This window comes from Thalassoglobus sp. JC818 (assembly GCF_040717535.1).
GTDB lineage: Bacteria > Planctomycetota > Planctomycetia > Planctomycetales > Planctomycetaceae > Thalassoglobus.
The window spans coordinates 169,456-192,652 of record NZ_JBFEFI010000005.1 but is presented as its reverse complement, the minus strand read 5'-3'; the positions used below and the strand labels follow the sequence as shown (position 1 = coordinate 192,652).

Annotated in this window: 14 protein-coding genes; 8 read left to right on the top strand and 6 right to left on the bottom strand. The window is 53.0% G+C overall.

The window, feature by feature from the left end; translation table 11 throughout:
- Positions 1-121 precede the first annotated feature (121 nt).
- On the bottom strand, positions 122-1,969 hold the full coding sequence (locus AB1L42_RS14735) for a chloride channel protein (protein WP_367057077.1): 1,848 nt from the start codon (positions 1,967-1,969) through the stop codon (positions 122-124).
- 174 nt (positions 1,970-2,143) lie between these two features.
- Complete coding sequence (locus AB1L42_RS14730) at positions 2,144-2,773, bottom strand: hypothetical protein (RefSeq protein ID WP_367057074.1); 630 nt, start codon at positions 2,771-2,773, stop codon at positions 2,144-2,146.
- 509 nt (positions 2,774-3,282) lie between these two features.
- Here AB1L42_RS14730 and sppA point away from each other — a divergent pair.
- The 3 genes from sppA (at position 3,283) to AB1L42_RS14715 (ending at position 7,011) form a co-directional block, all read left to right on the top strand.
- Positions 3,283-5,100 (top strand): signal peptide peptidase SppA, encoded by a 1,818-nt coding sequence (sppA, locus tag AB1L42_RS14725; protein WP_367057071.1) that lies wholly within the window; start codon positions 3,283-3,285, stop codon positions 5,098-5,100.
- 41 nt (positions 5,101-5,141) lie between these two features.
- A complete protein-coding gene (locus AB1L42_RS14720) occupies positions 5,142-5,429 on the top strand; it encodes a DUF493 domain-containing protein (RefSeq protein ID WP_367057068.1) in 288 nt (95 codons plus the stop codon).
- A gap of 166 nt (positions 5,430-5,595) precedes the next feature.
- Entirely contained in the window at positions 5,596-7,011 is a 1,416-nt protein-coding gene (locus AB1L42_RS14715) for a sulfatase-like hydrolase/transferase (protein ID WP_367057065.1), read from the top strand.
- Positions 7,012-7,073: 62 nt separating this feature from the next.
- On the opposite strand, the gene moaA is transcribed toward AB1L42_RS14715, so the two are convergent.
- Positions 7,074-8,078 (bottom strand): GTP 3',8-cyclase MoaA, encoded by a 1,005-nt coding sequence (moaA, locus tag AB1L42_RS14710; protein WP_367057062.1) that lies wholly within the window; start codon positions 8,076-8,078, stop codon positions 7,074-7,076.
- Positions 8,075-8,407: a DUF971 domain-containing protein gene (locus AB1L42_RS14705; RefSeq protein ID WP_367057059.1), complete on the bottom strand. Its 333-nt coding sequence runs from the start codon at positions 8,405-8,407 to the stop codon at positions 8,075-8,077. The genes moaA and AB1L42_RS14705 overlap by 4 nt, the downstream gene beginning before the upstream one ends.
- Positions 8,408-8,869: 462 nt before the next feature.
- Between AB1L42_RS14705 and AB1L42_RS14700 the strand changes: the two genes are divergently transcribed.
- Together AB1L42_RS14700 and AB1L42_RS14695 are read left to right on the top strand one after the other, a co-directional pair.
- The gene (locus AB1L42_RS14700; RefSeq protein WP_367057056.1) at positions 8,870-11,410 is read left to right on the top strand and encodes an MMPL family transporter; all 2,541 of its coding nucleotides are present in this window, start codon (positions 8,870-8,872) and stop codon (positions 11,408-11,410) included.
- 61 nt (positions 11,411-11,471) lie between these two features.
- Positions 11,472-12,710, top strand: a complete 1,239-nt coding sequence (locus AB1L42_RS14695) for a hypothetical protein (RefSeq protein ID WP_367057053.1) — start codon at positions 11,472-11,474, stop codon at positions 12,708-12,710.
- Between the two features lie 139 nt (positions 12,711-12,849).
- Here AB1L42_RS14695 and AB1L42_RS14690 read toward each other — a convergent pair whose 3' ends face one another.
- Positions 12,850-14,310, bottom strand: a complete 1,461-nt coding sequence (locus AB1L42_RS14690) for a sulfatase (protein WP_367057050.1) — start codon at positions 14,308-14,310, stop codon at positions 12,850-12,852.
- 414 nt (positions 14,311-14,724) lie between these two features.
- Between AB1L42_RS14690 and AB1L42_RS14685 the strand changes: the two genes are divergently transcribed.
- Positions 14,725-15,960, top strand: a complete 1,236-nt coding sequence (locus AB1L42_RS14685) for a PDZ domain-containing protein (RefSeq protein WP_367057047.1) — start codon at positions 14,725-14,727, stop codon at positions 15,958-15,960.
- 29 nt (positions 15,961-15,989) lie between these two features.
- Here the strand turns inward: AB1L42_RS14685 and AB1L42_RS14680 are convergent, their stop codons facing one another.
- Positions 15,990-16,922: a sugar nucleotide-binding protein gene (locus AB1L42_RS14680; protein ID WP_367057044.1), complete on the bottom strand. Its 933-nt coding sequence runs from the start codon at positions 16,920-16,922 to the stop codon at positions 15,990-15,992.
- 235 nt (positions 16,923-17,157) lie between these two features.
- Between AB1L42_RS14680 and AB1L42_RS14675 the strand changes: the two genes are divergently transcribed.
- The gene (locus tag AB1L42_RS14675; protein ID WP_367057040.1) at positions 17,158-19,932 is read left to right on the top strand and encodes a PD-(D/E)XK nuclease family protein; all 2,775 of its coding nucleotides are present in this window, start codon (positions 17,158-17,160) and stop codon (positions 19,930-19,932) included.
- On the top strand, positions 19,929-23,177 hold the full coding sequence (locus tag AB1L42_RS14670; RefSeq protein ID WP_367057037.1) for a UvrD-helicase domain-containing protein: 3,249 nt from the start codon (positions 19,929-19,931) through the stop codon (positions 23,175-23,177). The genes AB1L42_RS14675 and AB1L42_RS14670 overlap by 4 nt, the downstream gene beginning before the upstream one ends.
- The last annotated feature ends 20 nt before the right edge of the window (positions 23,178-23,197 follow it).

Below are 23,197 nucleotides of genomic sequence, written 5' to 3'. Positions count from 1 at the left end.
CTTTGCCCAACGGCTCGAACAAGACATTCATTCTCGTCCGATCACTCGATCGTTTCCACTCATCAGCCAGTGAATGGGTTCTTTCAAGTGAGAAACAGGTCTGAAAAATCGACAGCCCGACTCAGTCCTGTTCTTCTACTGCTTTCTTGTACTCCATTAAGCGACGATTGTAGGAGGCAATGACTTCTTTGTGTCGCAGTGTTCCCAATAGCTTCCCGCGATCAACGGCATCGACGACGGGAAGTTCATCGATGGCAACGGCGGTGAAACATCTCAGGGCAGTATTCAAATCGTCTTCAGGGGTGACACAAACGACTCGGGAAGTCATCACGTCTCGCGCGTTGGCGAGTTTCCATAGTGTTTCATCGTACAGGTAAGACCGAACGTCGTCACCTGAAAAGATCCCCACCATGTTTCCGTGCGAGTCGACAACAGGAAAGTAGTGCTGTCTCGTCTCGGCGATCTTGTGAACGATGTCCGCCAGCGGCATACCTTCGGGAATCAGCACTAAACGTTTTCGCTGATGGAAAACGTCTTTGACGGAAATCCCTTCGAGAACATCGACCAGGAAGTCACCGCGATGGGCAGGGGACTCAAGTCGAGTCGGAACCTGTTTGGAATAAAGTTTCCAAGGTCGCCCCATCACGAACGTCAACGTGGAGACCCACATTGTTGGGAGCAGCAGCCCGTACCCTCCGGTCATTTCGGAGACCATGATGATCGTCGAGAATGGGGCATGAGCGCACCCGGCGAAGAATCCCGCCATTCCGACGATTGCAAACGATTCCGGATTGGGAACAAGTTCCGGCCAGAAGTCATGAAAGACCAGACCGACCGCCGCACCAACGCATCCGCCAATCACCATCGACGGTCCGAATACACCCCCCGAACCTCCGGAAGAGATTGTGAGAGACGTCGTCAATATCTTGACTCCGGCAATGGCCAGCAGCAGCGGAATTCCGACATCCGATGCCGAAGTCAGTGCGGTCTGAAGTGTTCCGTAGCCAGTTGCCAGTACAGCCAGAGTATGTTCTTCGCTGTCCCAGAAGTAGAAGAGAAGAATTCCAATCGTTCCTGCCAATCCTGCTCCAAGAGCCGGTCGCAAGACGCGGGGAATTGGAAGTTTGGCAAAGAGTGAATGGATGCCGTAGAACGTCTTGATGTACGCCACTCCGAAAGCGACGAGGAAAACCGCGAGGACGGCATACAGGAACAGTTCCATCGGATGACCGGCAGTGTAGGTCAAATCATTGCCGAACAGCGGCGTGTGATGGGTTCCCTCTGGTAGCCAAAGTCCATAGACGCTGTATCCAATGATCGACGCAGTCGCTGCCGGGATAATGACCTCCGCTTCGAAATCGCTTTCGCTGTAGAGAATCTCAGCTGCGAACAGAGCGCCTGCAAGTGGAGCACGGAAGACTGCTCCGACCCCAGCACCCATGCCAGCTGCGAGAAGGATTCGCCGGTCACGAGAGGGAAGTTTGAGAACCTTTCCGAGATACGATCCGAATGAAGCTCCGATCTGCGCGATCGGACCTTCTCGTCCTCCCGATCCACCTGTTCCAAGCGTAATCGCTGACGAAAGTGTTTTGACGAATGGAATTCGTCCTCGAATGCGACCACGTTTATTGTGAAAGGCATCGATGGCAGCGTCGGTCCCGTGTCCTTCTGCTTCGGGAGCGAACGTGTAGACGAGCCACCCGGAAACAAGTCCGCCGACGGACATGACCGCCACGATCAACCACGGTGAGAACCCAGAGTGCTCGTGATGGAAGAGCGAATTCTCACCCATCGCTTCGGGCGGAGAGTACCCGGCAATTTGATAAAGGGTGTAGTGGATGACCAACTGGCCGAGGATCTGAAAGATGATTCCCCCGACTCCCGCAACGATGCCGACCACGATCGAAAGAAAGGTCCATTTTCCGGAAACCTTCCAGTCCAGGGCGGTCACAAGTTTCGCAAGCATCATTCCGTCAGTACTTTCGGGGAGTTTCAGTCGACAATTTCAAAGATCTTAACGCGGTCAGTCGCGCACATGCGCGAATTGTTTGGAGATTTGCATACTTCTTCAAGCGTGACACGCACAATCTCTCAAACATCTCAGTTTCTGGACTGAGATTGATCGCGAGCGGTTTGCCGCCGTTTATTGGCTGATGAAGATCGACAAGAACTGATGCGGTGCTTTCTCGTACGCTGCTGCCAGCTTTTTGAGAGTCTGCCAGCGCGTGATGTGTGTTTCCCGTTCGAGTTTCGGAGTTTCTTCCGGAAGCGAAGTGAGGAGTGACTTTTTGATCATCAGCACGCGAACCTTTCGCATTCGAATCCCCCCATCGGCTTCGCTTGTCAGGCAGATCAGGTACTCATCAGAAACGACCGACATTCCCAGGTCTTCACGGATCACACCAGCCGCGAACTGTTCTGATATCTCGTTCAATACAGCGTTCAGAAAATACCAGTAGTCTTCTTTCGGAAGATCGAGGATCGGATTCTCTGGCGTCGTCTTCTTTGCAGCGTCGATGACCGCCTGAGCTGCCTGTGAGTTCGGGAAGACGGACTTGCACAGTGTCTCATTCAAGGTGCGCAGCTTGAGTTTTCCGTCCTGAAGAAGATTGAGAGAGATATTCAGCCGGTCGTAGAACTCTCTCTTCTGCCAGTCCTGTGCGGCTTTTCGCTTCCCGAGGACCCAACCGATCAGAGCAAACAGGGCTGCGGAAACGATCTTCGACCAGTGTTCGGAAAGCTGTTCAAAGATCGCTTCGATCAATTCCGCCATGTGGCCATCCTCGTCTTCAATTCTTTGATCCCGGCACTCAACAATTCACGCTGCTTGCCTCGAACGATTTCAATTGCAGATATCGTTCTCTGCAATTTGGAACGCATCCGCAGCTGTTTGGTTCACTTCGGTTTGCAAAGTTGTCTTCGCAGCGAATCGACTGCTTGAGAAGATTCTGGACTTGTCAGTGTCGATGTCTCTGCCTCAAGATAGTATCTGCAGAGATGTCGAGCTACAGTGATGGAGATCCATTTCGGGTCATGCGACCTTCACAATGCCGACCGAGACCTGAGAGAATTCCATCTTTGGCAGTCGGGGATTTACACGAGCTGGCTTAGCTTCGATTCAAGGATGGAAGAACGCAGGTATCTCATGGAAATGGATCATTCATAACGACACTATTCAAATTAGACTTGCGGCTACGGTCTCAAGTGCTGTCTCCTCAAATAGAATCTGAGTCATCGCAGTCGCTGACTGCAACGCCTCATTATCGTTGGGAAAGTGAATCGATGCTTCGTCGAACAACAGTCATGCTCGCCCTGACCGCATTGGCGGTTCAGCTGTTCCATTCGAATTCAGGATTTGCGCAAGACAAGGAAAAGCTACCAGGCACGGTGGCTGTCTTTGATTTGACTCTTCCGCTGACTGACAAGCCGACTCCAGATGATCCGATCTTCGGCGAAGTTGGAGGAGAATCACTTCGCAGCTTCACTGTCCGGATCAACGAAGCAGCGAAAGATGACGATGTCGCTGCGATTGTCCTGCTGTACGGTAGCTCAAGTTTCGGCATGGCTCAGGTCACCGAACTGGGAAGCGTGATCAAGAAAGCTGCTGAAGACAAACCGGTTTACGCCCACGCAGATTCAACTCGTATGGGAGCATACGCAGTTGTCAGCGGTGCTGAGCGAATCAGTCTGTCTCCGACAGGTGATGCCTGGATCAATGGCATCTACGGCGAGCAAATGTATCTTCGCGGATTGTTGGATCTCGTCGGCGTCGAGCCAGAGTTCCTCACTTGCGGAGCCTACAAAAGTGCTGCTGAACAGTTCATGCGAAAAGGGCCAAGTGAACAAAACGAAGAGATGACAAAGTGGCTTTACGACGGCCTCTACGAAGGTCTCAAACAAACCATCGCCAATGGTCGCGGAGTGGATGTGGCGAAGGTCGAAGAATGGGTCAATCAAGGTCTGTACTCCGCCGAGACAGCCAAAGAAGCTGGGTTGACTGATGCTGTTGAAACTCGCGACGGATTGACTGCCTTCGTGAAAGAGAAGCACGGCGTGACCGTCAAATTTGACAAGAACTACAAGAAGAAAACCGGACCGGAAATTGACCTCAACAACCCATTCGCTGCTCTTCAGTTGTGGGCAGAGATTCTCTCCGGGCCAAAGACTCAGCGTTCCACAAAAGACGCCATCGCCGTCGTGCACATCGACGGAGCGATCATGCTCGGAAAGAAAAGTGTCTCTCCATTCGGATCAGTGAGTGGTGCCTTTAGCGAGGAAATTCGCAAAGCCCTAGATTCACTTGTCTATGAACCTCGCGTTCGTGGAGTCGTCGTCCGCGTGAATTCTCCGGGAGGATCGGCAACTGCCAGTGAAGTGATGCTGCAGTCGATCATGCGTCTGCAGGAGAAGAAACCGGTTGTTGTCTCGATGGGCGACTACGCTGCCAGCGGCGGGTATTACGTTTCGTGTCGTGCGAGCAAGATTTATGCAAGCGAAAACACGATTACCGGATCGATTGGTGTCGTCGCTGGGAAACTGGCGACTGCGAACATGTGGGGACGGATTGGAATCAACTTTGAACCGGTTCAACGAGGTGCTCGTGCGGGCATCCTGAGTTCGTCACAGCCGTTTCAGGATGGCGAACGGGAAGAACTTCAGTCATGGATGGACACGATTTACGGAGTCTTCAAGGATCACGTGACAACAGGTCGCGAAGGCAAACTGGCCAAACCAATCGACGACATCGCCGGCGGACGTGTTTACACCGGTCAGCAGGCGCTGGAACTTGGTCTCGTGGATGAACTCGGCTCGCTGGAAGATGCGATTTCTGATCTGGCCGAGGAACTGGAACTCGATGACTACGAAGTTCGAACGATTCCTCGAGTGAAGAACTTCGTCGAAGAACTCGTCGATGAACTGAATCCGCAACGGCAAGACAACAACAAACGCCTTTCGCTTGGCATCTGGTCGGCGATCGAACCAACCGTTTCGAACATCGATCCAGAACGTGTTCGCATGCTCCAACAGGTTTTGCTGCAGCTTGATTTTCTCGCTCAAGAACGAGTCATGCTCACTGCCCCCATCTTTTGGATTCAATAGTCGCCACAACAAACAAGTTTTGGGGACCCGAGGTTACGAAAATGGAAGAAGGACTCCCGACAGTCGAATTGCTCGAATCGATTCACAATTTCCCATGTGAATATCGGTTCAAAGTGATTGGTCATGCAGATGACCACTTCGTCGGACGCGTGCTTGCCGCCGTTCGTCTGGAGCTGGAAGAGGACAGCGAACCCCGTTTTTCGACGCGAACATCAAGCGGGGGACGCCATGTCAGTGTCACTGTTGAACCGACGATGGAGACAGCTTCGCACGTGATTGCTGTCTATTCACGACTCCGTGATCTCGAAGGTCTGGTGATGCTTATGTGATTGATAGAATTTCGTTGTCAGCTCTATAGCAGGCTGTTGAACTCTGTTTCTGTAGACGTTTGTCGCTTCAATTTCGGTCGAATCATGATCGATTGAAGCGGACAGAAGATTCCCGCTCGATAAGGTCGACACAGATATGTTGCATCCGCGCTCGCTCAGCTGCTTCATGGCAATCTTCATTTCACTGGCAGGTCATTGGGTATCTGCCGCTGATCAGAAGACTCCCAACGTGCTTGTGATTCTTTGCGATGATCTGGGCTATGGGGACTTGAGTTGTTTTGGCCATCCGACCATCCAAACGCCTCATCTCGACCAACTGGCTGATGAGGGCATGCGACTCACGTCTTGCTACTCCGCTTCGCCACTCTGCTCCCCAGCACGTGCCGGCCTGATGACGGGGCGGATTCCGACTCGATCAGGAATCTACTCGTGGATTGCTCCAAAGAATCCGATGTACCTCAAACGGGATGAAACCACGATCGCGACGTTGTTGAAGCAATCTGGATACGAAACCTGTCACGTTGGGAAGTGGCATTTGAACGGTCTGTTTAACGATCCAGCGCATACTCAACCGAACGATCACGGCTTCGATCACTGGTTCTCAACTCACAACAACGCGGGGCCCTCGCATGAGAACCCCAAGAATTTTGTTCGCAACGGCGAACCAGTTGGCGAACAGACCGGGTTTTCATGCCAACTTGTTGCGGACGAAGCAATTCGCTGGCTGAACGATCGAGACGATGCAGCCACCCCGTTTTTCATGTTTGTCTGTTTTCACGAACCGCATGAACCGATCGCTTCACCCGAGGATCTGGTGCAAGAATATCCCGATGCAAAGAAGCGTGGAGAGGCCCTCTATTACGCCAATGTCTCGAACATGGACAAAGCAGTCGGGCGCATTGTGGAAGCTGTCGACAATCAAAATTTGGGCGAAGAGACTCTCATTGTCTTCACATCTGACAATGGTCCAGAAACTCTGAACCGGTATCAAAATGCCTGGCGTTCACACGGTTCACCCGGTCCGCTACGTGGGATGAAGTTGCACGTTTACGAAGGAGGAATTCGTGTTCCGGGGATTGTTCGCTGGACAGGGACCATTTCTCCGGGTCAGGTGAGTGATGTTCCAGTTGGCAGCGTCGATCTGCTTCCAACAGTATGTGAACTCGTCGATATCGAGTTGCCGACCTCCAAGATTCTAGACGGCACAAGCCTAGTCAAACTTTGGAACGGGGCCGAAATTGAACGAGAAGAGCCGCTGTTCTGGCATTACTACGGCGGGACCGGAAATCGTCAGTTCGCTCTTCGCGATGGTGACTGGAAAATCGTGGCCCAATGGAGCGGAGGATCGGATATGCCGTCAGGGGGCTCCCTGCAGCGAGGCGTCGTTCCTAAGCTGAAATCTTCATCATTGGAACAGTTTGAACTCTATCATATTTCTGAAGACATCGCCGAAGAGCACGAAGTCTCAGCAAGTCATCCCGAAGTCTTTGACCGGCTCACCAAACTCGCGAAAGAGAAATACAGCGAGATCATCGAAGAAGGCCCGTACTGGTTCGAGGATGGTGCAGAGTCGAACAACTGACCTCTGCCATCGCCTCTTTCGAGTCAGTTGCAAAAGTCATGGTCAGATCTGACGACTCGGCGCTATCCGCCGATCGAATACATCGGTCGTTCGGGCTGTTGGAAGTCGGGATCGTTGATGTGATGTCCGGCCCATTTGCCTGCGATTGATTCGCGAACAGCTGCGATGATCTTTTCTTCCATGCCGCCTGCGCGGAGAAGGTCTCGGATGTCGGTCTCTTCCAGGCTGAAGAGGCAGTTGCGAAGCTTCCCGTCGGCGGTCAGGCGAAAGCGATTGCAGTGATCGCAGAATGGTTTGCTGACTGACGGAATGAAACCAATACGCCCGATTCCGTCTTCAAAGACGAAATCCGTAGATGGTTGCTCTGCTTCGACTTCTCTAATCGGAATCAAAGGCTGAATCTCGCGGGAGAGAGTTTCAACGATCTCGTCGGCGAAAAGAACTTTCTCACGCTCCCAGGCAGCATCCGCGTCGAGCGGCATGTATTCGATAAACCGGACCTCGCACCCCGATTCACGGGCGAATTGTCCAAACGGAACAATTTCTGACTCGGTCACACCTCGGATCGCTACGGCGTTGATTTTGATCGGATGGAAGCCGACTTCCTGAGCTTTCTGAATCCCCTTGAGAACTTCCTCGTAGCCGTCGCGTCGAGTGACTTCACGAAATTTGACGGGGTCCAATGCGTCGAGGCTGACGTTGAGTCTTCTCAGTCCCGCGTCGTAAAGCCTTTGCGCATCACGAGCGAGAAAAATTCCGTTTGTCGTCAGCCCGATGTCTTTGATTCCGTCGATCTCAGCAATCATACGAACGAGTTCATGCAGCTCGTTCCGCACGAGAGGCTCCCCGCCGGTGAGCCGAATTTTGTTGATCCCCAGTGGGACCATGAGCCGTACAAACTCAACAATTTCTTCGAACGTCAGAAGCTTGTCCCGTTTCAGAAACTGCACGTTCTCGGCGGGCATACAGTAAAAGCACCGTATGTTGCACCGGTCGGTGACGCTGATTCGGAGGTTGTTGTGTCGACGACCAAAGCTGTCGACGAGTGGACCTGTTGAGGCCGTCACGTTTTTGCCTCCGTTGATGACGTCACTGCGCTGTACCCGGAAAGTTGGTCAAGGTAATCCCAGGAGTACAGGCCGGTGAAGTGCTCATCGCTCCATCGAATCTTCAGGGCGTAGTTTCCACTCAGTCCGATTTCGACGGGATGAATGTCTTTCGGAACAGTTTCAGGATTGAGGATTCGCTCGCCTGTGAACTCGTTGACGCAGGCCGCACAGGGGCACTGGCAACGAAGAAAATGGAACGGGTAGCGGTCGGTTCGACCTTCGTTCCAGACAAGTTCCAAGACTCCATCATCTCGAATTGCGCGTATATTCTGAGGCGCTGTCGCCATTTCCGTAAGAATCCTCGAACAGGGGCTGAAATCACATTCTTTGATATTGTGACAGATCAGGAAACCTGCATGCGACGCTTTTCTGCCATCGCTCAAGATGCTGATGATTCTGCCGACAATCGAACATTTAGGATGAGCAACCCATCGACAGCTTCCCAAGAGCGCGGGAAACAATCGTCGATTGCCTGCTTCATTCTATGCACATGGAAACCCTGCTATCCAGTCGCAACCGTGGACCTGTCACGAGTTGGTTCGAACAGATCCATTTAGACGTTGTTGGAATTTGGCAGTTCCTTGGACATTCTCTGTGACTTGTTAAGCTTTGCAGAACCCACCTGATCAACCCGAAAAGAAATCGACTCCGACTGGAAGGGGAAACATCGCCGTCGGAGTTCGCTTCCGACCGAATGGATGAGCGGGCCACGTCCATCGGTCATATCAACAGGTCTTGTTGTCTAAGTGATGTATCGTCGCATCGGAGAGTTCGTATCGTCGTACCCAGTCGCCCTGGTGGTCTTCTGGGTCATTGTGGGCATCGCCGCAGTTGCCACCTCGCCTCGTGCTGACCGAGTCTCTTCGGATGGGGAATTCGCATTTCTGTCGGATGAGGCACCGAGCCGCCGGGCGGAAGCGTTGTTTCGTGAAGCTTTTCCCACTTCGGGTGAAAAGACTGAAAGCAACGAAGAAAAAGCGATTGATACACCGGTCGAGCAAGATCCCCTCGGAAGCAACGTCGTGATCGTTCTGTTCCGAGAGAATCGACCGGAAGGCATTTCCGAAAAAGACCGTGACTTTATCGCCTACGTTCTCGTTCCTCAGCTGAGAAAAATTGGCCAATCGTCTTCGTCAGGAGAAGAATCGGCCGCAGTGGACTCGATTCGGATCGTCGACGCTGAAGATCAGGTCATGCGGGGCATTTCCGCACCTGATGACAAGCGGATGGGCGCTCTGCTGACGAGTCGCGATGGACGAGCGACACTCGTCGTGATTGAGCTGAATACCGAATTCCTGAATCGACAAAACAGCCAGATCATCAGTCGAATTGAAGAGCTGATCAACTCATCCGAAATTCGCAGGCAAAAGCCATTCGGCCTCGCACTGGCACTGAGCGGTTCCGCCACTGTGGGACGCGATATTTTAAGGGCGGAGAGGGAGAGCGTTAGTCGTACTGAAGTGATCACGAAGGTGCTGGTCGTCGTGCTGCTCTTGCTCATCTATCGAGCTCCCTTGCTGGCATTGATTCCGATTCTGTCTGTCGGGCTGGCAGTCGAACTAACGCTGTCGATGCTGATGCATCTCGCCAACCTCAACTGGATTGGCTTTTTCAGCGGGCTTGAGATTTACGTGACCGTCGTCGTGTACGGAGCAGGTGTTGACTACTGCCTCTTTCTGATCTCTCGCTACAAAGAAGAACTCGATCAAGGTTCGACGTTCGAGCAGGCGATTACACGTTCGATTTCGTCTGTGGGATCAGCGCTGGCAACGAGTGCAGCGACGAGTATTCTCGGCATCGGAATGATGGGATTCGCAGAGTTTGGCAAGTTTCGCCAAGCGGGCTTTGCGATCTCCTTCGGGCTGTTCGTCGCTTTGTTGTGTTCGTTGACGTTCATGCCGGCGTTGTTGCTTCTCTTCCGAAAATGGGCTTTCTGGCCGGATGTTCGCAGAGAAGAGCTGGATACGTCCGACTCCTGGTTGCCATCCTCGACGCTTTGGAACCGGCTCCGGGATCAACAGCTTCCCGAGGCAGTGTGGAATCGGATAGCAGAGACTCTTCACCGTAAACCGGGGACGATCTTCGCTGTGACTGTGCTGGCGATGATGCCCTTTGCGATCATCGGTTGGGCTCAGGAGAGCAATCTCAGCTACGGTTTGCTGAGTGATCTTCCGAAAGATGAGCCGAGTGTTGAAGGCGCGTTCGCAATTCAGAAACACTTTCCAGCTGGGATCACCGGGCCAGCGACGGTTCTCGTGAAGTTCGATGACGATGTCTTGAAGCGCTCACTGGATGGAGAAAATCTGACAAGCACAGTCGCCTCTGAGAAGCTGAGTCAGCAGATCACCGACAACATCGCGAAGTCGCTCGATCAGATTCGCGAGAAGGATTACGAAATCGTCGACGTTCGAAGCCAAACACATCCGCTCGGGCGGTCGGAAGTGGCTCAAACATATCTGGATGGATTGAGTATTCCGGAGAGGGTTGCCAAACGAAACTATCAGCATCGCACTTACACAAGCACAAAAGGGGCACACGCGGGGCAGGTGATGCGTTTGGAGTTTGTTTTCAGCACCGATCCTTTCGATCGGATTTCGATTCGCAAACTCGCCGAGATCGAGAAGATTGTTTACGAGTCCATTCCCGAATCTCTTCGCGAAGGTGTCACGGTGCTTTCGCTCGGTTCGACAGCTGGAATTCGAGATTTGAAGTCGACCACCGATCGTGATCGCTGGCGGATTGATGTGCTCGTCGTGCTTGTCGTCTACTTTTTGCTGGTTCTGCTGTTGAGAAAGCCAGCGATTTGTGCGTATTTAATTGTAAGTGTTGTTTTCAGCTACTTTGTCACGCTGGGTGTGACTTTCGTGGTGTTTTACCTTCGAGCGCCTTCGGCGTTTACCGGGATCGATTGGAAAGTGCCGATTTATTTGTTCACAATCTTGGTTGCGATGGGCGAGGACTACAACATTTTGTTGATGGCACGCGTTCAGGAAGAACAGGCCAAGCATGGAACGATTCGAGGAATTCTGGTGGCGCTCTCCAAGACGGGGAACATCATTTCGAGTTGCGGGCTGATTATGGCAGGCACGTTTGCGTCGTTAATGTTCGGGAGTTTGCTGGCAATGGTGCAACTTGGTTTCGCACTTGCGTTCGGAGTGCTGCTCGATACGTTTCTTGTGCGCCCGATTCTTGTTCCGACTTATCTGGTGCTGCTGCATCAAGGGCGATTTGGAATGTTCGGCAAGTATCTGGGAATGATTCCACCCGACTCGAACAGCGATACGACATAAGTCGTGTCTCAAATCAATCACTCTCCCCAGTCATTGTTGACTGACAGATTGAGGTCAAACTGTGAATCGAATTGAAATGAGAATTCGAGCAAAACTTCTCGTAGGATTGCTGTCTCTGGCGGTGTTCTTCAGTCTCCCTGCTCCGCAGATCAATGCAGAAACGCGATTGATCGAGTCGAAGAATTTTCAGATCTATACCGACCTTTCGGAGGAGAAGGCAGAAGAACTCTCCGATCGATTGGAAAAGATGCTAACCCTGGTCTCCGGCTATTGGGGCCGACCGAATCGGAAGCCGATCCGAATGTTTGTGATCGACGACTTTTCCAACTGGTCGAGCGATGAGATCTCTCGAATGTCTCCGGAAGGAGTGCAGTTCGTGCGGGATGGCGGAGGAGTCACGATGACTCGTTACAAAGCCATCGTAGGTGGTCCGAAAGTCGATGCGGAAACCATCGTGTACGCGACCGCTGCTCGAGAGAATCCGCAGCATGAAGCTGTCCATGCGTATTGCGGGGGAACCTTCGGCGGGACAGGACCGGTCTGGTATTCCGAAGGGATGGCCGAAGTTGGAAAGTACTGGCGTGAAGGAGAGAAGGGAGTCAACGCGAGCGATTACGTCATCGAATATCTGACTTCTCATCCTCCCAAACCGCTTCGTGACCTTGTCGACAATCCGCTCGAACAGACTGGCGATTCGTGGCAGAATTATTCATGGCGATGGGCTCTCTGTCATCTGCTGGGATTCAACGACAATTACTCGCCCAAGTTCCGACCGCTCGGGTTGGCTTTGCTTGCTGAGAGAAACGTGAGCTTCGCAAAGGTCTACGGTCCGCAGATTCCTGAAATCGACTTCGAGTATCGACAGTTCTTGAAGGATCTGACCAAGAACTATCGTTGCGATTTGTGTAGTTGGGATTGGAAAACGAAGTTCCGACCTCTATCGAGTCGATCGCGAGTGACCTCGAAAGTGCGAGCCGGTCGAGGCTGGCAAGCGACGGGTGTGTCGGTCAAGAAAGATCAAACTTATTCATTCGTTGCCAAAGGAGAATGGAGCCTCAGCAGCGACGGTCCGCTGCTCGGAGCGGGCGGAGGTCAAACCGGTTCAGGTGTTCTCGTCGGGGCCATCTTTTCGGACTACGAACTCTCAGAAGAATTCGAGATCGGAGCGGTGAGCACATGGACAGCGCCGAATGATGGAGACCTGTTCGTGCGCTGCCGAGATGACTGGGGTTCACTGGACGATAACGATGGTTCGGTGGAACTTCGAATTCAATTCGATTCTAGCAACGAAGGCAACTAGGAACATTACCGGGGATTACAGAGCTTCATCCAGTGCCCAGTCGGGATCTGAACCGACGGCTCAGCCAAGTTCACCCATTGAACTTTGGCTGAGCGATCGTGCTTGAACTGGTGATGAGTGTCGCCTTCCTGACGTCGGCTCAGTCTTTCGGAAAGTAGAGATGCTTTCCTTTTTTTGCTGCCTGATGGGCTTCTTTCGTGTCTTGAGCAATTCCCGGGTCACCTTGCTCGTTCATCCAGCGTTCGAGTTCGGTTTCGAGTCGATTCTGTATCGCTGAATACTCCGGAAGGTCTGCCAGGTTGGTCAGTTCGTATGGGTCATCGGAAGTCTTGTAGAGTTCCTTGGCTGGGCGGGAAGTGTAACGCTTCACAAGGTTGTAAGTTTCCGGGCTCTCTGCACTGTCCCAGACCCAGGTTGCCCAGTACGGGTTATTGAGCGAACCATCTCCCCGTGATCCCATCAGGTGTTTTTCGATGTAGATGGCATCGGGCGTGAGATTTTCGATGAGGCGAAAAGTCCCGTCGCTGATGGTCCGAGTGGGATAAGCGGGGCCCTCTGGAATGTTGTTGTGAACTCCGTACACGAACTGGCGATGTTCATCGCTTTCACCGGTCAGAACACCAGCGAAGCTGGTTCCATCGTATTGGTGATCTTTCGGATTTCCGCCAGCCAACTCGACCAAAGTGGGGGCCACGTCAGCGTATTGAACGAGAGCGTCGGTCCTAATTCCGGGTGAGACTTTTCCGGGCCAGCGAGCAACCAGGGCGGTGTGCAACCCGGTGTCCCAGTTGGTCCATTTGCATCCCGGGAACTGTGCTCCTTGTTCGGACGTGAACAGAACGAGCGTGTCGTCAGCTTTGCCGGATGCTTCCAGAACTTGCAACAAATCGCCGATTTGTGAGTCCATGTAAGTGATCTCGGCAAGGTAGCGGGAATAGTCATCTCGCGTGCGTTCAGTATCAGCGAGGTTCGGCGGAAGCTTGAGTTTCGCAGGAGGGTATTGAGATGGATCTCCCATCACCCACGGAACGTGAGGTTCGACGAGCGCCACCACGAGGCAAAACGGTTCCTGTTTTTCCCGGCTGATGAATTCGCTGACGCCTGAAAGGTCGTGGGCGGTCGTTGGATTGCGAACACAGTTCTTGTCGAACCCAGCTACTGATTCGAAAGGAAAGGCTTTTGGAGGAAGAACATGAACTTTGCCTGCCAGCCCGACTCGATATCCAAGCGGCTCCAAGTGTTGCGGGAGGCTAGTCGTTGTTGGACGACTTGATGAATGGTTCCACGCACATCCATTTCGCATCGGATACTGTCCCGAATACAACTCAGCTCGGCAGGGCTGACACATCGCTTCACTCAGGTAAGCTCGATTGAAGACAAGGCTTTGGGCGGCGAGCCGATCGAGATTCGGAGTCTTCGCGTTCTCGCCTCCGTACATCGGCAAATCGCTGTAAGTGCAGTCATCCGCCATGATGATCAGAATGTTCGGAGGTTCATTCGCGGCCAGCCGTTCACTTCCGTCAAATACAAAAGCGGCGACCAGCAGCGCGAAGAAACTGAGTCCTCGATGAAAATTGCCTAACATTTGAACTGCGAACATTGTCAATCCTCGTCAGGAGAGTGCGAGTGTGCGATTCGGTATTGATGAATCAATAAGCTAGCACGCATGCATTCATGGCGGGAGTGACCGGTGTCGGCGATTGAGATTCCCACTCATCGAATTGAACTCAGTTCCACAAACAAGGTTGTTGCATCCGAAAACTGATGCTCTGACGCTGAGAATTGTCGGGCGACTGAGATGAGGTTGAGGCTGACTCGCTCTAAATCTCTGCTCGTCGGGCGTTTCCTTTCGTGGACAAAGGCGAAGTGACAAAGCTGGTAATGTCAGGAGAAATAGGGGTTTACACTTGCCAACCAGTCAGCGGTTCCGAGAATGAGAAGACAGAATTGTTTTGAGTGAAAATCGATCGTCGACCGTCAGCGTCGAATCGACGCGTTCATCGGGAAGGGTTGCATGTACTGGAAGGTTGTGGCTGTCGCGACGATGGCATTCGCACTGAATTCGATTGCTCAGGTTTCGCTGGCTGACGAATCCGTCGTTGAGGATGCCGATCTTGAGTCTGTGATCAGAAATCTGACCAGCGAGTCTTTCGTTGTGCGCGAAGGAGCTCGTCGCCGACTGACAGCGCTTTCGGAAGCGCAGATTCCGAAACTCGGACAAGCGGTTCGAGACGCTGATTCTGAACAAGCTGGTCGAATCGTCGATATTCTGGAAGTGATCTTTCTGGGCGATGAAGGCTGGCGAGGTGAAATCGCAGAACGAGTTCTCGAAGATCTACGAAATGCAGGCGGAGTTGCCTCAATCGATGCCGGTGAGGTCCTACGCGCGAATGCTCGCCTTCGCGAATCGCGAGCGCGGCAGGCGATCGAAAAGCTGGGAGGCGAATTCGTTTATTATGCTCCCGATGCGAACATTCAAGGCCTCTGGCTTTTTGAATCGAGCGTCGCAGTTCTGCCCGGAATCGGCGTGGGGTTCGGACCTCCGTCTGTCCTGAAATCCGTTTACCTTCACGAAGACTGGTCCGGGACCAAGGAAGATCTTTGGCATCTGCAGCGACTCTCTAATCACCGCGATTTAACGGTCTATCTCATCGAAGGGGCCAGTGTCAGCGTTAATGATTTGTTCGTTCTGGCAGCATCTTTGCCGGGGTTGTCGATTCAGGAACGCGGGGCGTGTCTTGGAATTCAGGGAGACAACACGGGCGGGCTGTGCGCTGTGGGAGAAGTCGTTGAAGGAAGTGCTGCTGCCGATGCGGGACTTCAGCCGAACGATTTAATCATTGGACTCAACAAGACTCCGATTCGAAACTTTCCGCATCTCGTTGAGGAACTGAAAGCGTTCGACGTCGGAGATCAGGTCATTTTCGCAGTCATTCGAGGCAGAGACCGACTGGTCATTCCGGTGACCCTAGGATCGTGGCGATCAGTTTCTCAGCGAAGTCAATATGTTGCGAGTCCACCGGAGCCTTTCGGCGGCCCTCTCAAGTCTGAGGAATCTAACGTCGAAGAAGTCGCTGTACCTGGCAGACCACCCAGCCCGGAATTGCCATCTAAGGCTCCCGGCGATGGCGAAGCGGAAAATGTAGAGCCGGTTCCGACGCCGGATACAAAAGAAAAAGACGACTCTGCCGAGGGGTCAACAGAGCCGTCTGGGGTCGAATCAGAAGATCGCTCGAACGAGGAGGAATGAGCGATCTCTATATTCAATTCGATTTCGAGTTAAGCAGCTTTCGCGATTTGTCCTTTGCCGCGTGAACCGACCAGGCGTTCGCAGTATCCGTTTTCCTGCTGTTCACGAAGTCGAATCAGGCCTTCGGAAAGGAGTGGCATCGCGACGCACAACGCTTTGCGAATGCGTTTCGTCTGCAGCGATGTTTCTCCCGCAGCAAACTCACGCGGAGGAGCCATGAGAGTGGTTTCTTTGCGGACAGAGAGCCACGGAAGGCCGAATTGGTCAGCGAGACGTTGAGCGAATTTCAGCGGGCTCACGCGTTCTGCTCCCGCGATATGAAAGACACCGGAGAGGTTTTCCGCACACGCTCGCTCGATGATCGCGGCGAAGTCCGTCGCCAGAATCGGAGTCGCATGGCGTGTCGCATCCTGTTCGACCACACGATGTGTACGAACGGTTTGAATCAGATTCTCGACCCAGCATGTTTCGTTGGGATCTGCTGACCAGCCGAAGACGTTGCTGCGAATGAGGAGCGCGTCTTGAGCGTGTTCCAGAACGGCTTGCTCGGAAGCTCGAATCGTCATGGCTTGCAGAGTCTGGCACTCTCCAATGCTCTCTTCATCGTGGAACATCCACGGTCCACTAAAGACTGCATCCGAAGAGACCATCGCGAATCGAGCATTGCTCTGCTTGGCAGCTGAAGCCCACTCGGCAGCTTGGGCGACGATGGACTCGTCGATTCGATCAACGGTGTTTGCTTCCCAGGCGGATCGTGATTCCGATCCGCAGTAGATAATCCAGTCGGGCTGCGATTGTTCGATGACGCTTGCTGGTTCAGCGTCTGGATCCATGGCGTCGCAACCTGCGATGTCAAACTTGTCAGTAGGATGCCAGGTGGCGACCTGATATTTATCGGACAAGCAAAGCGCGAGATTGGCTCCGACGACTGTGTCGACTCCGACGACGAGAAACTTATTCACGCTATGCCTCCATGCCTTGCGCTGAAACGTCGAGTTTGGAATGTCGCTCGATTCCGTGAGCGTGCAGGGAGTATATCCCGGTAGAGATTTTCCGACCAAGATCAATCGGCAAGAATTGCCAGCGGTTCCGGGGCGGTTGTAGATCTTGCAACAGAGCAGGGTGTGTGCTGCTTGTGTCGAAGCGAGGGAACACCTATTCTTCGGTAGTGAACATGTGACAAGTTGTAGGGCGAAAATGGATGCTGAAAAGAGGGTTCGTAGAGCGGTATTAGACTGGTCCCGGCCAGCTCTTCACTCTGCGGCACGTGAGGTCATCGATCGTTTTGCCGCGGGACCGGATCGAGATTTGTCCGGTGTGATGTGTGTGTTTCCCGGAAAACAGGCGGGCCGACGGTTTCTTGAGATCCTCACCGACTTGACCGATGGACGCTTTATTCCTCCCGAAATTCTGACCGTCGGACAGCTTCCGGAACGGCTCTATACACCGAAAAAGCCCTTCGCAACTCTTCTCACGCAGCAGGCTGCCTGGGCTCAGGCGTTGAAAAAACTCGATCCCTCCGATCTCCGTGAGGTCGTCCCCAGCCCGCCGGAAGAAGAAGACGTCGACGGTTGGCTTCGACTGGGAGACGTACTCAGGCGGCAGCATCGAGAACTCACCGCTGACCGGCTCGATTTTGATGACGTGGCGAAACGAGGCGAAAGTCTCGAAGGGTTTGACGAGACTCGACGTTGGGAGGTGTTGTCTCAGGTTCAGAAATTGTATCTGGAGATTCTGGATGGCTTGAACCTCTGGGATCAGCAGACCGCCCGGATTTCTGCCATCGAATTCAAAGAGTTCGCGACTGATGACGAGATCGTACTCGTCGGGATGGTTGATCTGAACCAGACGCAGCGAGGCATGCTGGCGGCAGTCGCGGATCGACTCACGGTGATGGTCCATGCATCGCCGGAGTGGGTTAATGAGCGATTCGATACATTCGGTTGCGTGAAACCGGGAGCGTGGAAATCAGTTTCCATTCCAATCGACGATTCACAGGTGCAGATTGTCGACGGGATGAAAGAGCAATCCGATGCTGTGGCATGGTCGCTGTCGGAGCTTTCTTCCGAGTTCGCGATGAACGAAATCACGCTAGGAGTACCGGACGATCGCATCGTTGCCCATTTGAGACGAACCCTCGCTGCCGTCGAAATCCCGGTTCATTGGGGAATTGAGAGAACTCTTCCCGATTCCGCTCCTTATCAACTGCTCGAAGCGATCGCAGATTACCTTCAAGGGGAATCCGTCGACGATTTCTCCCGGCTGATCCGCCATCCGGATATTGCTCACTGGTTGTCACAACATGATTTGCCATTCGACTGGCTGACGAGGTGGGACATCTACGTCTCCCAACACCTCCAACGCACAACCCGCATTCTTCCGGGGAAAAAACGGGCCGTCGATTTCGCTTCAAAGCTTGTTCGGAGCATTTCCGATCTCATCAAACCGCTCAACCGAGCTCCAAAGCCTTTGACGGATTGGATCGAGCCGATCGGAAAGTTGTTCGAAGCTGTCTACGCAGAGCGTGAAATTCACATCGAAGACAGCGAAGACCAACTTCTCCGTCAGGCAATCGAAACTATTTTCAACGCCTGGACCGAACACGAAAAACTTCCGGAATCGCTCGTTCCCGTTCTGAGTGCTGCGGACGCGATTCGGCTCACGCTTACTCAAGTTCAACAGGAATTCCTTGCGAGCAGTTCAGACGAGCCCTCAATTCAGTTGTATGGTTGGCTCGATCTTGCACTCGATGACGCTCCTGCGGTGATCATCACTTCAGTGAATGAAGGCTACATTCCCTCGTCCGTTAATCACGATCTGTTCTTGCCAAATCGGTTGCGAGTGCATCTGGGGCTCGAAGACAACGACCGTCGATACGCGCGTGATGCGTATTCGTTGAGTTCGATTCTCTCATCGCGAAAGCAGGTCAAGCTGATCTCCTCAAAGCACGACATTCGGCAAGAACCTCTGGCTCCCAGTCGACTTCTGTTCGCGACGGAACCTCACGAAATCGCTCGCCGTGTTGTGCGATATTTCGATGAGCAGGATCAAACGCTGAATCGGGCTCCGATCGGATTGACGACTGACAGAAACGAGTCGGACTTTCATATTCCCCGTCCAGTAGCCGGAGCTGCCGAAAAGACGTCTTTCTCGGTGACAGAATTCCGGCATTACCTCGCATCACCGTATCGCTATTACCTCAATCAGATTCTCCGGCTCGAAGAGGTCACCGACGACCCGGTCGAACTTGATCCGGCGGGGTTCGGAAGCCTGATTCATGCTGTTCTCGAAGACTTCGGTCGAAGCGATGCAGCCCTTCAGACAGATCCAGCGAGGATTTCCGAGTTCCTCAACGAGTGTCTGAATGAGAAAGTCAAAGCAGAATACGGAAGCGATCCGCTGTTCCCTATCGCCGTTCAGGTCGAACAGATTCGGCACCGCCTCGATGGTTTTGCGAGATGGCAGGCCGAATGGATTCGCATGGGTTGGAAAATACGTCACACCGAATACGGGAATCAGAAACACGTCTCATTTCCGTTGGACGATGGAAGAAAAATCAAACTGAGAGGCCGCATCGACCGCATTGATTTCAATGAGAAAACCGGTGAATGGGCAATTCTTGACTACAAGACTGGCGATTCCGGCATGGCACCGGAAAAGACTCATCGCTGGAAAGAAGAGTGGGTCGATCTGCAGCTTCCACTTTATCGGCATCTCGCCAAACCGTTGGGAGTGACAGGGACTGTCAAGTTGGGTTACGTCACGCTTCCCAAGACGGAGTCGCTCATCGGGGCTCAACTCGCCGAATGGACTGAGGAAGAACTCAAAGATGCTGATCGCGTCACCCGTGAGACAGCTTCGAAAATCCTCGACGGAGAATTTTGGGTGGAACTGGAAAAGACTCCGGATTGGTATGAGCAGTTCTCAGCGATCTGTCAGGATTACATCTTCGAGCGCGAGGCGATCGTATGAACCGGACAAAACAGGGCTCACTCTTTTCTGACTCAACACCGACAGCTGGGGGATTCAATGGCCTGGATGGATCGGGGCTCACCATCCCTGCGGAAGAGCAGCGGCTGATGATTCGAGCTTCGGCCGGAACCGGGAAGACCTTTCAACTGGCGAACCGTTTCGTATCACTGCTTCGAACGTCTCCGCCCGACCGAATTCTCGCATCAACATTCACTCGAAAAGCCGCCGGGGAGATTCTCGATCGCATTCTCTTACGTCTCGCGAAAGCAGTCATTTCAGAAGATGATTTTCATTCCCTCCAGGAATTTGCTGGCGATCCGAAACTTCAACGAGAAGAGTGTGCCAGGCTTTTGACGAACCTCACGAGCCATCTTCATCGCCTCCGCGTTGGCACGCTCGACGGATTCTTCTCAAGGCTCGCAACGTGTTTCTCACTGGAGCTGCAGCTGCCTCCGAATTGGCGAATGATCGACGACCTCGAGGCTTCGCAGCTTCGGGAAGAAGCGATCAATTCGGTGCTGCATGCAGGTGAAGTTCAAGAACTGCGAACACTGGTGACGCAGATTGCTTCTGGAAATCCCGGAAGAAGTGTCCACTCTGTGATCCTGGATGCGATCGGCGACTTTTACGGTATTTATTGTGATTCCACCGGTGAAGCTTGGCGACCGTTTGGTGATCTGAAACCGCCATCACAAGCAGAGTGGGATGCCGCTACCGAACGTCTGCTCACTCTTCCGCTGAGTGAAAAACGTCTTGAGACTGCACGTCAGGGCGACCTGAAACGCGTGGAGAATCAGGACTGGGCGGGAATGTTGTCGAGCGGTCTGCTCATGAAGGCCGTCAACGATGAGACCTATTATCGCAAACCCTTGCCGGACGATTTGAAGCAGGTTTATCTCGAAATCTTCGCATTGATCCGCCGGCACGAACTCTTCATCTGGGGACGCAAGACAGAAGCGACCTACGAGTTGATCGAAAAGTTTGACGTCGAATACCGCCGCCTGAAACGACAGCGAGGAGGGTTAGAATTCAACGATGTGACGCGCTGTTTGGCTCAGTCGCTCGGAGAAAAGGCGACATCAGATCTCACCCATCGCCTCGACGGGCGCATCGATCACCTTCTCCTCGACGAGTTTCAAGACACTTCCCCGGATCAGTGGAATGTCCTGTATCCCTTCGCACGTGATGCAGTCGGGGCTGACGGAAAGTCGTTCTTTTGCGTCGGCGATGCAAAGCAGGCGATTTACGGATGGCGTGGGGGTGAGGCTGCCATTTTCGACACGCTCGCTTCGCAACTCAGCGGTCTCACACAGAAACCACTCAATAAAAGTTTCCGGTCATCGCCGGTTGTCATTGACGCTGTGAATCAAATTTTCCGTGGGATGATTGCTCACGACAATTTTGATCGTGAGATGAAGACCATTCAAAATTGGTCAGGTGCGTTCCCCGAACATGCGACAGCACGCACGGAGCTCCCGGGACATTTTTGTTTGCGAACGTCTCCCGACAAAAACGAAGACGGCGAAGATCTGCGAGGACAACTGTTCGAGTACGTCGCTCAGTTGGCGAAAGAGACGCTCGAAAAGCATCCACAGGGAACGATTGGGATTCTCACGCGAAAGAACGACGCCATTGGCCAGATCATTTTTGAACTTAATCGACTCGGAGTTGATGCGAGTGAAGAAGGCGGAAACCCGCTCACAGATTCGGCAGCGGTTCAATTGCTGTTGTCGCTGTTTCAACTGGCGGATCATCCCGGGCATACAATTGCACTGTTTCACGTGGCCAATTCGCCGTTGGGGCGAATTGTCAATCTGTCGCCTGATGACAGTGAGGAAGATGTTCATCGATTCGCGGAACGACTGCGTGAAAAACTGGTTCAGCGGGGATATGGAGATTTCATTTCATCTCTCGTTCCACAACTTGCGGTGCACTGTAGCCGTCGAGAACTTCGTCGACTCATTCAAATGACCAGTTTGGCGGACCAGTTCGACACGTTACCACATACGCTTCGACCGAGTGAGTTCGTCGAATTCATTGAGAATCAGAAAGTCAAAGAACCGACAGATTCCCGAGTTCGGGTGATGAGTATTCATCAATCGAAAGGATTGCAATTCGACACGGTGATTTTTGCGGAGGCGGATGGTTCCTGGTCGACGCCGGCACCGAAATTTTATTCGCTTCGTTCGCATCCCACCGAGCCTGCTGAAGTCGTCGTGACCGCTCGACGTCTGGAAGATCAACCGTTGTTCCCGACCGGCGTTCGTCGTGCTTTCGAACAGACGATCGAACGCGATATCACCGGGCAACTTTGTCTTCTCTATGTGGCATTAACGCGAGCCATCCATAATCTGCAGGTCGTGGTTCAACCCTGTAAGCCAACGAGCAAGGAAAGCTCTCTGCCAAAGACATTTGCGGGAATTCTACGGGCTGCCCTCGCTCCTGACAAACGGCGAACTCCTGAAACCATTCTGTACGAATCCGGTGATCCCAATTGGTTCGCAGGTCTTGCCAGGAAGGTCGAGAAGCCCAAAGACAAACCTGCACTTCAAACTCTGACGAAAGTTGAGTTCGTCAAAAAGTCGACTGTTCGTAATCTGGCTCGCGTGTCACCTTCTCAATCGAAGAAGTCGCCGAGAGTGCCGATGAAGACGGTTCTTCCCACCACGAAATCGCGCGGTCGCGAACGGGGAACATTGATCCACGCCTGGATGGAACAAGTCGTCTGGATCGAGAATCAGCCGCCCGAAGATGTCATGAGAAGGAGTTCGATCGCATACAGCTTCTCCTCTCAGGAATTAGACGGCGTGTATGCGGACTTTCTAAGGATGCTCCAGCGATCGGAAGTCAGAAAACTTCTCTCAGACGCGGAGTACCGAGCGAGCGTCTATTCATTGTTTCCTGAGAAACTGCAGGAAACGATTCAAAGTAAAGATGTCGTGATTGAGGTCCGCAATGAACGTAGATTTTCCGTTCCGGACAGAAACGGCCTGCTGGTCGGAAGTCTCGATCGACTCGTCACCTTCCGCGTCGATGGGCAAGTTGTGGCAGCGGATATCATCGACTTCAAAACAGATGGAATCGGCAACGACGTGATCGAATTTGAGGACCGGATGCAGGTCTACCGTCCTCAGCTGCGAAGTTATCGCCGGGCTGTCGAGAAGTTGTATGGGATTCCGCAGGAGTGCATCGCCGCCAGGATCGTCCTGCTTGCTGCCGGACGTGTGATTGAAGTTGATCCGTAACAGATCAAACAACAGGGCAA

Coding starts and splice junctions, on each gene's coding strand:
- AB1L42_RS14700 (WP_367057056.1), top strand. CDS start 8,870: ATGTATCGTCGCATCGGAGAGTTCGTATCGTCGTACCCAGTCGCCCTG.
- AB1L42_RS14675 (WP_367057040.1), top strand. CDS start 17,158: ATGGATGCTGAAAAGAGGGTTCGTAGAGCGGTATTAGACTGGTCCCGG.
- AB1L42_RS14720 (WP_367057068.1), top strand. CDS start 5,142: ATGGAAGAAGGACTCCCGACAGTCGAATTGCTCGAATCGATTCACAAT.
- AB1L42_RS14705 (WP_367057059.1), bottom strand. CDS start 8,407: ATGGCGACAGCGCCTCAGAATATACGCGCAATTCGAGATGATGGAGTC.
- AB1L42_RS14690 (WP_367057050.1), bottom strand. CDS start 14,310: ATGTTCGCAGTTCAAATGTTAGGCAATTTTCATCGAGGACTCAGTTTC.
- AB1L42_RS14685 (WP_367057047.1), top strand. CDS start 14,725: ATGTACTGGAAGGTTGTGGCTGTCGCGACGATGGCATTCGCACTGAAT.
- sppA (WP_367057071.1), top strand. CDS start 3,283: ATGCTTCGTCGAACAACAGTCATGCTCGCCCTGACCGCATTGGCGGTT.
- AB1L42_RS14735 (WP_367057077.1), bottom strand. CDS start 1,969: ATGATGCTTGCGAAACTTGTGACCGCCCTGGACTGGAAGGTTTCCGGA.
- AB1L42_RS14670 (WP_367057037.1), top strand. CDS start 19,929: ATGAACCGGACAAAACAGGGCTCACTCTTTTCTGACTCAACACCGACA.
- AB1L42_RS14715 (WP_367057065.1), top strand. CDS start 5,596: ATGGCAATCTTCATTTCACTGGCAGGTCATTGGGTATCTGCCGCTGAT.
- AB1L42_RS14730 (WP_367057074.1), bottom strand. CDS start 2,773: ATGGCGGAATTGATCGAAGCGATCTTTGAACAGCTTTCCGAACACTGG.